The following is a 12936-nucleotide window of genomic DNA, read 5'->3' as shown; positions in this document are numbered from 1 at the left end:
CCCGCCACTCTCTGGCCTGGCTCTGGCTCGGGATCATGCTCTTCTTCGGGCTGTGGTGGGGGCTGCTGGGCATGCCCCCACACCTCGCCGGGCCGGCCCCGCTCTGATCATGCCGCCCCGGCGACTCACTCCCCCAGGCGCTCCTGCAGATAGTCGTATCCCCCTTCCTTCCTTGGCACGAAGCTCAGCCTGTGGGTGAGGCCGGGGGGCGCATCCTCGGGGTGATGGGAGACGAACAGCAACTGGGTGCCCTCGCCCACGAGGCGTACCACCATCTCCCGTACCAGGTGGCGGTTGAGGGGATCCAGCCCCTGCAGGGGCTCATCCAGGATGAGCAGCGGCGGGTGTTTGACCAGGGCCCGGGCGATGAGCACCAGGCGCTGCTGGCCAAAGGAGAGGCCGTGGAAGGGCGTTGCCCCCTGCTGCTCGAGCCCCAGCAGGGCCAGCCACTGGTTGGCCAGCGCCAGCTGGCGATCCCCCGGCCGGGTATAGAGCCCGATGGAGTCGTAGAAGCCGGAGAGGATCACCGTCTGCACCGAGCAGCCGACGCGATAGTCCAGGTGCAGCGCCGGGCTCACCAGCCCGATGTGACGCTTGATCTCCCAGATGCTCTCGCCGCTGCCCCGCCGCCGCCCGAACAGGTGGAGATCGTTGTTGTAGCCCTGCGGGTGATCCCCGGTGATGAGGGAGAGCAGGGTCGACTTGCCGGCGCCGTTGGGCCCCACCAATTGCCAGTGCTCCCCCTCTCCCATCGTCCAGTCGAGGCCATCGATGACCACCTGCTCCCCGTAGGCCACGCGCAGGGCGCGCATGACGACCCTGGGCCCCGGGGGCAAGGAGGCGGGCGCCGTGAGCGGAGGCGGCAACCGGGGGGAGGCCGTCTGCGCACGGGCCAGCTGGGCCACTTCCCGGCTGCCGAGCACCGCCTCGTGCTTCCCCGCCAGCAGCAGGCGGCACTCGCCGAGCAGGCCGAGGTGGGTGGCGAAGGGGGGGATCTCGTCGAAGCGGTTGACGATCACCACCAGCCGCTGCCCCCCTGTCACCAGTTGCGCCAGCAGCGCCATCAGGGAGGCCCTGGCCCCCTGATCCAGCCCATCGAAGGGTTCATCCAGCACCAACAGCTCGGGGCGCCCCAGCAGGGCCCGGGCCAACAACAGCTTGCGCCCCTCCCCGCTCGAGAGATAACGGTAGGGTCGATCCCACAGGGACTCGATGCCGAAGCGGGCCAACAGCGCGCGCGCCGCTGGCTCTTCCCCCTCCTCCAGCATCAGGGTCGACACCCGGTAACCCACCTCCTCCTCTTCCCCCAGCATGTCGGTGTTGCGCCGCTGCCAGTCCAGCTCTCCCAGCTGCTGCTGCGACTCGAAAGAGAGGCGCACCGCCTTCACCCGGCCGCTGGCGGCCCCCTCACGCAGGGCGAGCTCGCCGCACAGAGCCGAGGCGAGCGCCGTCTTGCCACTGCCGTTGCTGCCGACGAAAGCCCAGCATGCCTGCGGGGTGAGGCAAAGCTCGGGGATTACCAGGGTACGGTGGCCGCGCAGGGCCAGGGTGGCGGCTTGCCACTGCAATGAGGTCATGGGTCCATCCTGTTGATCTATCTGCCATTACCTTAACAGGGATTGCGGCGGCCGACAGCCATGGCAGGGCAAGAGAGCCCCGTCCCCGACGGCGCCCCCATGGCGCGCCCTGAGCCGGCAACGGGCGCCCTCAAAGATGTGCGCCGCAGCGCGATCGGCATCACAGTTTCGCAGCCCTGCTCCCGACGGCACATATCTCGCTCCCCAGGGGCAAGGCGGGGCCTCCCCGACTTGTTAACCTGCCTGCGGCCCGGGCTCATGGCCAGCCTGCGCCCGGCCTTGGCGCCGATATCCACGGGGAGCCGCCAGCAGAGCGGCACGGTCTCACCACCGCCCGGCAACGGTATCGTCGTTACCTTTTCTATTCAGACAGTTACGAGGATGTCTTCATGCGTATCACGACAAAGATAAAAACCGTTTCACTGGCCGTCAGCCTGGCCCTCGCCGGCCTCCTGGTCGGCTGCAACCAGAACGACTCGGAGCCCCTGGTCAAGGACGATGCCTATTATCGCAGCCAGGCCGAGGCTCTGGTGGCCAAGCTGACCCTGAGCGAGAAGCTGGATCTGCTCTCCGGGCCCGGCTACGGCAGCGCCGACGGGGCCATCAACGTCAAGCAGGACGTCGCCGGGGTAGCGGGCTATATCAACGGGGTGCTGCGCAGCGCGGACGGCATCGACATTCCGGCCCTGAAGCTGGCCGACGGCCCGGCGGGCCTTCGCATCAGCAGTGAGCGCGACGGCGACAGCGCCACCTACTACGCCACTGCCTGGCCCATCGGCTCCCTGCTCGCCTCCAGCTGGGACGTCAATCTGGTCAAGTCCGTCGGGGCCGCCATGGGGGACGAGGTACGCCAGTACGGGGTCGACATCCTCCTGGCTCCGGGCATGAACATCCAGCGCAACCCGCTCAATGGCCGCAACTTCGAATACTACTCCGAAGACCCCCTGCTGACCGGCAAGATAGGCGCCGCCATGGTCAACGGGGTGGAGAGCAACGGGGTGGGCACCACCATCAAGCACTACTTTGGCAACAACTCCGAGACCAGCCGTAACCAGATCAACGACATCGGCGAGCCGAGAACCTTCCGCGAGATCTACCTGCGCGGCTTCCAGATCGCGGTGGACGAGGCCCAGCCCTGGGCGGTGATGACCTCCTACAACAAGGTCAACGGCACCTATGTCAACGAGCGCAAGGATGCGGTGACCGACGTGCTGCGCAGCGAGTGGAAATTCGACGGCCTGGTGATGTCCGACTGGTTTGCTGGCGATGTGGCCAACAACGCCTACAAGCAGGTGCTGGCAGGGCAGGACTTGATCGAACCTGGCAACGTCAAGGAGCAGCTGCAGCAATCCATCGAGCAGGGGGATCTCGACGAGGCCAAGGTGAGCGAGGCCGCCGTCCACATCCTGACCCAGATGATGAAGAGCCCCTCCTACAACCAGCTGGCCGTCAGCAACAGCCCGGATCTGGCCGCCCACGCCACCCTGGCCCGCCAGGCTGGCGCCGAGAGCATGGTGCTGCTGCGCAACCAGGCCGCCGCCCTGCCCATCGCCACCACCAGCAAGGTGGCCAGCTTCGGCATCAACCAGATCAACACCTACAAGGGAGGCACCGGCAGCGGTGACGTGAACGCCGCCAGCACCACCACCATCGCCCAGGGGCTGGCCGCTCGCTTCCCGGTCAGCGAGACGCTGCAGGCCTACTACAGCGACTTCTACGAGAACAACAAGGTCTATCACGAGGGTCAGTTTGGCGCCAAGGGCTACTACACCTGCGCCGAGGCCGACGTCGGCACCGAGCTCGCCAGCCTGATCACCGCGGCCGCCAGCGAGCAGGACGTGGCGGTGATCAGCATCGGCCGCCAGGCCGGTGAAGGGGCGGATCGCAGCAGCGGCAAGGGGGACTACCTGCTCGGCGATGACGAGCTCGCCCTCATCGACGCGGTGAGCAGCGCCTTCCACGCCCAGAGCAAGAAGGTGGTGGTGGTGCTCAACGTCAACGGCGTCATCGACACCGCCCAGTGGCGCGACAAGGTGGATGGCATCCTGCTGGCCTACATGGCGGGGCAGGAGACCGGCAACGCGGTGGCGGACGTGCTCTCCGGCACGGTCAACCCGAGCGGCAAGCTGGCCCAGAGCTTCCCGCAGAGCTACGCCAGCGTCCCCTCCGCCACCACCTTCCCGGGTGAGGACACCGACGGGGACGGCGCCCTTGACGATCTCTACTACAACGAGGGGATCTACGTGGGGTATCGCTACTACAGCACCTTCGATCAGGCGGTCTCCTACCCGTTCGGCTTCGGCCTCTCCTACACCAGCTTCGGCTACACCAGCCCCGCCATCGCCAGCAACACCCTGGCCAGCGGCGCCGCCGGCAGCCTGGTGCTGACGGCCACCATCACCAACACCGGTGCCGTGGCGGGCAAGGAGGCGGCCCAGGTCTATGTGAGCGCCCCCGAGGTCAAGCTGAAGAAGCCCCTCATCGAGCTCAAGGCCTTCGCCAAGACGGGGCAGCTGGCCCCGGGGGCCAGCGAGCAGCTGAGCTTCACCATCCCGGCCAGCATCCTCGCCAGCTTCGACGAGGCCAGCAACCAGTGGATCGTGGAGCCGGGTAGCTACAGCGCCTACATCAGCCCCTCCTCGGATGTCTCCACCACCACACCGGTCAGCTTCTCGGTGAGCAAGGAGATCGTGGTGAGCAGCACCACGCCGGGCGCCCTGGCCCTGCCCAGCGGCGTGGATGCCGCCACCGTGACCACGGTGATCAAATAAACGAGACTAGGTGAGAAAATAAGGTAAACGGGACCAGGCAAACGCCTGGTCCCGTCATGTCTGGCGGATATTGCGATAGGCCAGCGGGGTCATGTTCGTGTTGGCCTTGAAGAAGCGATTGAACGCGCTCTGGGAAGAAAAGCCGACCATGTCGCTGATATTTTGCAGCGGATGCTCCCCTTCCTCCAATAAACGGCACGCCTCCGTCATCCTGACCCGCTTTAAAATAGCGGAGAAGCTGCCCCCCTCCCCCTGCAATTTCCGGTTCAGCGTCCAGCGGCTGATATTCATGGCCGAACAGACATCCTTGAGCAGATGCTCATCGCTCTCCATGTCACCGCCGCGGATCCTGTGGCGGATCATGTCCGCCACCCAGTTCGCAAAGGGCATGTGCTCGTCAATGTCGGCGCAGATCTGCGCCAGCTGGCTCGTTTGCAGCGTGCACAGGGCCCCGTTGTAGTGCTCGGCGTCGCCATCGAGCAGGACATTGCCGAGGGTCAGGGTATTGCCGGGCTGATCCCAGCGGCAGTGGGTGCCAAAGAAGTGATCCAGTTGACGGTGATGGGCGGGCGGTCTGCCGACGAATCCCACACGGGCGTCGGCGCGCGGTTCATAGACCCGCAGGATCCGGTAGAGAATGATGAAGTTGGGGATCGCCTGGCTCGCCCCCAGGATGGCTGGCCCTTGATTGACATACTCATATTCGGTGTACGACGCCCCCACCCTCACCCGGACGTCATCACAGTTGCCGATGACGGTGCGATGGGCCAGCAGGGCCCCGATGGCGGCGCGAGGGGATGGCTGATTCATGCACAAGCTGATGAGGGCCGGATAGTGCTGGTAGAGCCGGGCGATGTCCCAAGAGAGGATGCCCTCGTGAAACCCGCCCAGATAGGGCTGCATCAGGCTCAGCATGCGGTAGTGGCGCTGGGCCAGGATCCGGCCATGGTCGCGCTCAAGTTCGAATGACGTCAGACCGGCCGCCATCAGGATGGCATCCGGGTCTCCCCCCTGCTGCTGACAAGCGGCCAGCATCCTTCTGAGTACTTGATTTGATACGCTCTGTGGCATCTGCCTACCCTGGCTTGAGGAATAACGAGGCGCGGATGAGGATGTCTAACCGGCGCCACGGAAATAGCTGGCGCGAGGGCACACGGGATATTTCCGCTCTCATTGTGAGCGGATATGTGAGCGGATATTGCACCCTGGCACTACGCCCTGAATTATGCGCGGGGGAGATGTGAACTCGATGTAACGGAATGTAAGAACAGGATCCGTCTCGCTTATTTGGATGACGAAGGAGACTGCTCCGACAAATAATGTCGGCAGCCTGATGAACAAATAAAAACGGTGCCTGAAGAGGCACCGTTTTTATTATTGCAGGCAGCGGGCGGGGCGTCAGCCGGCCTTGTGCTGCTCGGCCAGATAGAGCCAGGTGTCGACCACGGTATCCGGGTTGAGGGACACAGAGTCTATGCCCTGTTCGACTAGCCAGGCGGCGAAGTCCGGGTGATCGGACGGCCCCTGGCCGCAGATCCCCACGTACTTGCCCGCCTTGCGGGCGGCGGCGATGGCCATGGCCAGCAGTGCCTTGACCGCCTCGTTGCGCTCGTCGAACAGGTGGGCAATCAGCCCGGAGTCCCTATCAAGCCCAAGGGTCAGCTGGGTCATGTCGTTGGAGCCGATGGAGAAGCCGTCGAAGTGCTCGAGGAACTTGTCCGCCAGCAGCGCGTTGGAGGGCAGCTCGCACATCATGATGACCTTGAGGCCGCGCTCGCCACGGCGCAGGCCGTTTTCGGCCAGGATGTCGATGACCTGCTCCGCCTCACCCAGGGTACGCACGAAGGGGATCATCACCTCGACGTTGGTCAGCCCCATGACGTCGCGCACCCGTTTCATCGCCTCGCACTCCAGTGCGAAGCAGGGGCGGAAGCTGTCTGCGATATAGCGCGACGCGCCACGGAAGCCGATCATGGGGTTCTCTTCGTGGGGCTCGTAGCCACGGCCCCCCACCAGGTTTGCGTACTCGTTGGACTTGAAGTCCGACATCCGCACGATGACCCGCTCCGGCCAGAAGGCGGCCGCCAGGGTGGCGATCCCCTCGCTCAGCTTGGCCACGTAAAACTCCCGGGGGCTCTCGTAGCCCGCGATCATCTTGGTGATGGTGGCCTGGAGCTCCGGTGTCTGCTGATCGAACTCCAGCAGCGCCTTGGGGTGCACCCCGATCATGCGGTTGATGATGAACTCGAGGCGGGCCAGGCCCACGCCGGCGTTCGGCAGCTGGGCGAAGTCGAAGGCGCGATCCGGGTTGCCGACGTTCATCATCACCTTGATGGGCAGGCGCGGCATGTTGCCCACCTCGGTCACCGCCACGTCGAAGTCGAGCTCGCCGTCATAGATGAAGCCGGTGTCCCCTTCCGCACAAGAGACGGTGATGAGCTGGCCATCCTGGATGTGATCGGTGGCGTTGCCGCAACCCACTACCGCCGGGATGCCGAGCTCCCGGGCGATGATGGCGGCATGGCAGGTGCGTCCACCGCGGTTGGTGACGATGGCGGAGGCCCGCTTCATGATGGGTTCCCAGTCCGGGTCGGTCATGTCGGTGACCAGCACATCGCCGGGCTGCACCTCGTCCATCTGGCTGATGGAGGAGATGACTCGGGCCGGACCCGCGCCGATCTTGTGGCCGATGGCGCGCCCCTCGATCAGCACCTTGCCGGATTGTTTGAGCGCGAAACGTTCGAGCGTGTTCGCCTCCTGGCGGCTGCGCACGGTTTCCGGACGGGCCTGGACGATGTAGAGCTTGCCATCCTGACCATCCTTGGCCCACTCGATGTCCATCGGGCGACCGTAGTGCTGCTCGATGATGAGGGCCTGTTTGGCCAGCGCCATCACCTCTTCATCCGTGATGCAGAAGCGGCTGCGCTCGGCCTCGGAGGTGTCGACAATTTTCACCTGACGGCCGTGACCAGCATCGTCGGAGTAGGTCATCTTGATGAGCTTTGACCCTAAGGTCTTGCGCACCACGGCGGGACGGCCGCCCTTCAAGGTCGGCTTGTGGACGTAGAACTCATCCGGGTTGACGGCCCCCTGCACCACCATCTCGCCCAGACCCTGGGCGCCGGTGATGAAGACGACGTCGTTGAAACCGGATTCGGTATCCAGGGTGAACATGACGCCGGAGGCGGCGAGATCCGAGCGCACCATGCGCTGCACCCCGGCGGAGAGGGCGACGCCCTTGTGGTCATAGCCCTGATGCACCCGGTAGGAGATGGCGCGATCGTTGAACAGAGAGGCAAACACATGCTTGATGGCGGTCATGACGGCATCGATGCCGCGCACGTTGAGGAAGGTCTCCTGCTGGCCGGCAAACGACGCATCCGGCATGTCTTCCGCGGTGGCGGACGAGCGCACCGCAAAGGAGGCCTCCAGCCCGGCACTCAGCTTGTCATAGGCATCGCGCACGGCCTGCTCCAGCGCAGGCTGGAACGGCGCTTCAACTACCCAGTCGCGGATCTGCTGGCCGGCCCGGTTGAGGGCGGCGATATCGTCCACGTCCAGGCTGTCGAGCAGGTCGTGGATCTTGCCGTTCAGACCGCTTAACTCCAGAAACTCGTTAAACGCAAAGGCGGTGGTCGCGAACCCGCCCGGCACGGACACGCCGGCACCAGAGAGGTTGCTGATCATCTCGCCAAGGGATGCATTCTTGCCGCCGACGCGCTCGACGTCCTGCATACCGAGCTGTTCGTACCAGAGTACGTACTGTTGCATTTGCATGTCTCCAGGTTGGGGGGCCAGGGTGACCAATCACCAGCTGTGCCAAATCATGTGTTTTTGTTGGTGTCTGTTGCCAACGACCATGAAAACGTTTTCTACTTATTGTCAAAAAAATCCCCGAGCAAGAGTTGGGGATGGCCGTTTGACACAGGCATTCTACAATAGCGACACAAAAAGGTAACGACTCAGGTTTGCAAGCCAGTTCACAACTTGGGTACGGCAGATCTGTTGACAAAAACGATATGGTTTCGAGAGATACTTATTTCTCGTCATTCCCCAGGAGCGCCCCACAGGAGTCCGCAGTGCACACCGTATTTTATGTATCCGACGGTACCGCCATCACCGCCGAGGTCTTCGGCCACGCCGTGCTGAGTCAGTTTCCCCTCGCCTTCGAGCAGGTCACCATCCCCTTCGTGGAGACCCTGGACAAGGCCCGCCAGGTGCGGGCCCGCATCGACGAGCAGTTTCGCCAGACCGGGGTGCGCCCCATCCTGTTTCACACCATCGTCGACCCGCAGGTGCGCGAAGAGGTGCTGAAGGCCAAAGCGAGCCACCACGACTTTCTCAACACCTTCGTGAGCCCCCTGGAGCAGGAGCTCGGCATCAAGGCTGAGCCCAGGCTGCACCGCACCCATGGCATGGAGAATCGCAAGCTCTACGACGATCGCATTGAGGCGGTCAACTTCGCGCTGGCCAACGACGACGGCATCACCACCAAGGAGTACGAGGAGGCAGACATCATCCTCATCGGGGTTTCCCGCTGCGGCAAGACGCCAACCAGCCTCTACCTGGCGCTGCAGTTCGGCATTCGTGCCGCCAACTACCCTTTCATCGAGCAGGACATGGGTACACTGGATCTGCCCGCCGCCCTCAAGGCCAATCGCCACAAGCTGTTCGGCCTCACCATTGCGCCCCAGCGGCTGCACGAGATCCGCAACCAGCGACGGGCCAACAGCCGTTACTCCTCGCTGGAACAGTGCGAACAGGAGTTGGCGAGCGTGGAGCGGCTGTTCCGCCAGGAGGCGATCCGCTTCCTCGATACCAGCTCCCACTCGGTGGAGGAGATCAGCGCCAAGATCCTGGAGGCGACCGGCCTGCGCCGCCAACTCTGCTAAAGGAACGCTGTGCTGGCAGCCTGATACGCACGGGACGCGCACCGGATCAGCCCCGTGGCAAGATAACGAGACAACCAGACAGAAGAGCGATGACGCCTGCGGCTGGCAGGCGTCACGGCATTCAGGGGAGAGGACGGGATGGGGGCTGGTTGAGCTCCCTGTTGTTCATCAACATGCCGTGAAAGCGGAGCAGCCCGTGGCGCCTGCGCACCCGCTCGCTCAACCAACATGCGGGGAGCAACCCCAGGCCGGCGGCAAGGGCCAGGACCATGGCAATGTGGCTCACCAGATAATCCGCCCCCTGCCATCCCCAGACGAGCAGGCAGGCCATCGCCATCGTCAACAACATGGGGGAGAGCCAGACCCCCAGCCACAGCACGGCGCTCCACAGCCCGGCGACAATACGTTCGATCATATGAGTCCTTTCTTGAGAAAAGGCCATCAGCTCACCAACGCACCAACATGTCAATACCAGAAATATCAATCGCTCATAAAGCCAGCAATCACTTCCAAAACCCCTTCCCAGATCATAAAAAACCTGCATGGCGCACAAAAAGCCAGCCAATGATGATGAAAACAGGTGCATGAGGGGGCGTTTATCACTATTCTGCTCGGGTTGGTAGCCGCTACAAAAAACAGCCAGCGGCAAATCGTAACGATATAAATACGGATTTCGTCACGTTTTCGGCACAAGATGCTGCGCCGGGCACAGGAAGTGCCATGGCCGACGAGGCGAAAACGAGTGAATTCAGCGACGTAAGGAAGGAAGAATGGATCTTCAACAACAAGGCGAAGAGCTGAAGCGTGGCCTGAAAAACCGCCACATCCAGCTCATCGCACTGGGCGGTGCCATCGGGACCGGCCTGTTCCTCGGCATTGCCGACACCATCAAGATGGCGGGCCCCTCGGTGCTGCTGGGCTATGCCATCGGCGGCTTCATCGCCTTCCTCATCATGCGCCAGCTCGGCGAGATGGTGGTGGAAGAGCCGGTTGCCGGCTCGTTCAGCCACTTTGCCTACAAGTACTGGGGTGACTTTGCCGGCTTCGCCTCCGGCTGGAACTACTGGGTGCTCTACGTGCTGGTGAGCATGGCCGAGCTGACGGCGGTCGGCATCTATGTACAGTACTGGTGGCCCGAGATCCCGACCTGGATGTCGGCGGCCTTCTTCTTCGTGCTGATCAATGCCATCAACCTCTCCAACGTCAAGGCGTTCGGCGAGATGGAGTTCTGGTTCGCCATCATCAAGGTCGTCGCCATTCTCGGCATGATCGGATTCGGCGGCTGGATGCTGTTCTCCGGCAGCGGCGGCCCCGAGGCCACGGTCAGCAACCTCTGGGCCCAGGGCGGCTTCTTCCCCAACGGCGTCGGCGGGCTGGTGATGGCCATGGCCTTCATCATGTTCTCCTTCGGCGGCCTGGAGCTGGTCGGCATCACGGCGGCGGAAGCGGACAACCCCGAGAAGAGCATCCCTAAGGCCACCAACCAGGTGATCTACCGCATCCTCATCTTCTACATCGGCGCCCTGACCGTACTGCTCTCCCTCTATCCCTGGGGCAAGGTGGTGGAAGGCGGCAGCCCGTTCGTGATGATCTTCCACGCCCTGGACAGCAACCTGGTAGCCAACGTGCTGAACCTGGTGGTGCTGACCGCCGCGCTGTCCGTCTACAACAGCTGCGTCTACTGCAACAGCCGCATGCTGTTTGGCCTGGCCAAGCAGGGCAACGGTCCCAAGGCGCTGCTCAAGACCAACAAGAGCGGTGTGCCCCTGACTGCCATCACCATTTCGGCCGCGGCCACCCTGCTGTGCGTGCTGATCAACTACCTGATCCCGGGCAAGGCCTTCGGCCTCTTGATGTCCCTGGTGGTCTCCGCCCTGGTCATCAACTGGGCCATGATCAGCCTGGCACACCTCAAGTTCCGCAAGGTCAAGGCCGCCGAAGGGGTCACCACCAAGTTCAAGGCACTGTGGAGCCCGTTTGGCAACTACCTCTGCCTCGCCTTCATGGCCGCCATCCTGGTGATCATGTACATGAACGACGGCACCCGCATCTCGGTCGAGCTGATCCCGGCCTGGGTCCTGGTTCTCGGCATCGGCTACCTGCTCAAGCAGAAGAGCCAGCGCCGGGTAGCCACCAACCTCGGTTGATCCCTCACTGCCATCTCAGAATGCCGGTCACTGACCGGCATTTTTCTTGCTGCCTCTGCTTGCGTGATATCGGCCACCCTTCTTTTCCTGATCTGGCTCGAGTTAGCAACCGACCTTGGTTTGTTGACGCCGATAGCCCCGCCTTGGCCCATAAACGACAAACCCGAGGCAGGGCCCCGGGTTTGGGTCAAGTACAGAGAGGGTTGCTGTCCGTCACTCCAGGAGGAAGACGGCTTCCACGTTGTCCGTGATGCTGATCTGCTGCTGTTGGTAGCTGTTTTCCATCATGTCGCCGGCAGGGGCAGCGGCGGCCTTCATGGCGCGGCTATAGACAGGGACAGGGGAGCTGTTGCGATATTCGACGCTGTATACCTTGCCAAGCTTCATGCCAAAGGCCTTGGCCAGAGACTCCGCCTTGCTCGTGGCATCCGCCACCGCGCCAAGGCGTGCCTGCTCCTTGATGACCTGGGGTGACTTGAGGCCGTATTCAATCTGGGTGACGGACTCCAGGCCCGCCTTGAGGGCGGTGTCCATCAACTGGCTGAGCTTGTCGAGCTGATAGAGCTTGACCGCCAGCTGACGCTGGGCACGATAGCCCACCATCTCGGGCTGCTTGTTCTGGGGATACTGGTACTCGGGGGAGATCACCAGGTTGCCGGCCTCCACATCGCTGCGCTTGATGCCGAGACTCTCCAGCTGTCCAAAGAAAGCGGCGACCTTGGTATCCACCTTTTGCTTGGCCTTGATGCCCTGCTTCTCCAGCGCGGTCACCGCCACATTCAGCGTCAGCATATCGGGCTCGGCCTTCTGCTCTGCATAGCCACTGACCACAAGATGGGGCGCCTGCGGCACCTCGATGGCAAGCAGCGGGGTACTGACAACCAGCGCAGACAGGGTAAGAAGGGGACGCCACATAGAAAAAACCTCCATCGATTAGATGGAGGCCATTATGCACGTCGTCGATTGGGATTCATATCTCGTGCGACGGAGGGAGCTGTTCCAGCACCTGGTTGGTCATGTCGATGTTGATGCTGATCTCGTTGCCAAGCGGGCTGCCATGGCTCGACATCACGGACACAGGCACCTGTGCTCCGAGCAAGGGCTCATCGTCGAAGTGGAAAGAGTCCCACGACAGAACGTGACCTTGCGATGGCGCACTCGACTCCGGGGCAGTCGCCATCATTAGACCACTCCAGTCGATCTCTTCATTGTGGCTGAGTAGTCCCTGCAAGGAGGTGCTGCTCAGACTCTGCAATGAATACTCCTGCTGCCCCCACTCGTGGCCAACCAGCACCACCATGTGGGGCAAAGGCGCATCCTCGGCAGGCGTGAAGTGAATGCTGGGGGCGGCAAAGTCCACGTCGAGCAGTCCTGCCACGTCCCCATCCTCGCTCTCCAGCTCCAGACCGTTGAGTTTGTCACCCGTCATGGTGGCCTGATAGCCGAAACGGCCGGTGCAGACAATGTTGTCCTGCCCGTCCCAGCTATAACGAATGCCATCGATGTCGACCCAGTTGAATGACTGCATGGTGACTCTCTCCCGATACTG

General features: G+C 62.9%; 9 protein-coding genes. 3 read left to right on the top strand and 6 right to left on the bottom strand.

The features are described 5' to 3' along the window. Positions 1–125 precede the first annotated feature (125 nt). A complete protein-coding gene (modF, locus tag BN1136_RS05805; RefSeq protein ID WP_043808188.1) occupies positions 126–1577 on the bottom strand; it encodes a molybdate ABC transporter ATP-binding protein ModF in 1452 nt (483 codons plus the stop codon). Positions 1578–1966: 389 nt separating this feature from the next. Between modF and BN1136_RS05800 the strand changes: the two genes are divergently transcribed. Continuing rightward, on the top strand, positions 1967–4348 hold the full coding sequence (locus tag BN1136_RS05800; RefSeq protein ID WP_043759726.1) for a beta-glucosidase family protein: 2382 nt from the start codon (positions 1967–1969) through the stop codon (positions 4346–4348). Between the two features lie 54 nt (positions 4349–4402). Here BN1136_RS05800 and BN1136_RS05795 read toward each other — a convergent pair whose 3' ends face one another. Both BN1136_RS05795 and ppsA read right to left on the bottom strand, forming a co-directional pair. After that, positions 4403–5383 (bottom strand): helix-turn-helix transcriptional regulator, encoded by a 981-nt coding sequence (locus BN1136_RS05795; RefSeq protein ID WP_043759724.1) that lies wholly within the window; start codon positions 5381–5383, stop codon positions 4403–4405. A gap of 363 nt (positions 5384–5746) precedes the next feature. After that, entirely contained in the window at positions 5747–8119 is a 2373-nt protein-coding gene (gene ppsA / locus BN1136_RS05790; protein ID WP_043759722.1) for a phosphoenolpyruvate synthase, read from the bottom strand. A gap of 308 nt (positions 8120–8427) precedes the next feature. On the opposite strand from ppsA, the gene ppsR reads away from it, so the two are divergent. Next, entirely contained in the window at positions 8428–9240 is an 813-nt protein-coding gene (gene ppsR / locus BN1136_RS05785) for a posphoenolpyruvate synthetase regulatory kinase/phosphorylase PpsR (protein WP_043759720.1), read from the top strand. 121 nt (positions 9241–9361) lie between these two features. On the opposite strand, the gene BN1136_RS05780 is transcribed toward ppsR, so the two are convergent. Then, positions 9362–9652 (bottom strand): hypothetical protein, encoded by a 291-nt coding sequence (locus BN1136_RS05780; RefSeq protein WP_043759895.1) that lies wholly within the window; start codon positions 9650–9652, stop codon positions 9362–9364. A 358-nt stretch (positions 9653–10010) separates the two neighbouring features. Here BN1136_RS05780 and BN1136_RS05775 point away from each other — a divergent pair, with 358 nt between their 5' ends. After that, positions 10011–11387 carry an amino acid permease gene (locus tag BN1136_RS05775; RefSeq protein WP_043759717.1) on the top strand — a complete coding sequence of 459 codons (1377 nt, stop codon included), beginning with the start codon at positions 10011–10013 and terminating at the stop codon, positions 11385–11387. A 213-nt stretch (positions 11388–11600) separates the two neighbouring features. Here the strand turns inward: BN1136_RS05775 and BN1136_RS05770 are convergent, their stop codons facing one another. After that, complete coding sequence (locus BN1136_RS05770; protein ID WP_043759715.1) at positions 11601–12302, bottom strand: SIMPL domain-containing protein; 702 nt, start codon at positions 12300–12302, stop codon at positions 11601–11603. A gap of 55 nt (positions 12303–12357) precedes the next feature. Continuing rightward, entirely contained in the window at positions 12358–12915 is a 558-nt protein-coding gene (locus BN1136_RS05765; RefSeq protein WP_043759713.1) for a hypothetical protein, read from the bottom strand. Between the last annotated feature and the right edge of the window lie 21 nt (positions 12916–12936).

It is taken from the genome of Aeromonas taiwanensis (genome assembly GCF_000820165.1).
Lineage (GTDB): Bacteria > Pseudomonadota > Gammaproteobacteria > Enterobacterales > Aeromonadaceae > Aeromonas > Aeromonas taiwanensis.
The sequence above is the reverse complement of the archived record's forward strand: the minus strand, read 5'-3'. Positions and strand labels throughout refer to the sequence as shown.

Bases quoted from the DNA above. Each gene is read 5' to 3' on its own strand.
- modF (WP_043808188.1), bottom strand. From the start codon at position 1,577: ATGACCTCATTGCAGTGGCAAGCCGCCACCCTGGCCCTGCGCGGCCAC.
- BN1136_RS05800 (WP_043759726.1), top strand. From the start codon at position 1,967: ATGCGTATCACGACAAAGATAAAAACCGTTTCACTGGCCGTCAGCCTG.
- BN1136_RS05795 (WP_043759724.1), bottom strand. From the start codon at position 5,383: ATGCTGGCCGCTTGTCAGCAGCAGGGGGGAGACCCGGATGCCATCCTG.
- ppsA (WP_043759722.1), bottom strand. From the start codon at position 8,119: ATGCAACAGTACGTACTCTGGTACGAACAGCTCGGTATGCAGGACGTC.
- BN1136_RS05775 (WP_043759717.1), top strand. From the start codon at position 10,011: ATGGATCTTCAACAACAAGGCGAAGAGCTGAAGCGTGGCCTGAAAAAC.
- BN1136_RS05770 (WP_043759715.1), bottom strand. From the start codon at position 12,302: ATGTGGCGTCCCCTTCTTACCCTGTCTGCGCTGGTTGTCAGTACCCCG.
- BN1136_RS05765 (WP_043759713.1), bottom strand. From the start codon at position 12,915: ATGCAGTCATTCAACTGGGTCGACATCGATGGCATTCGTTATAGCTGG.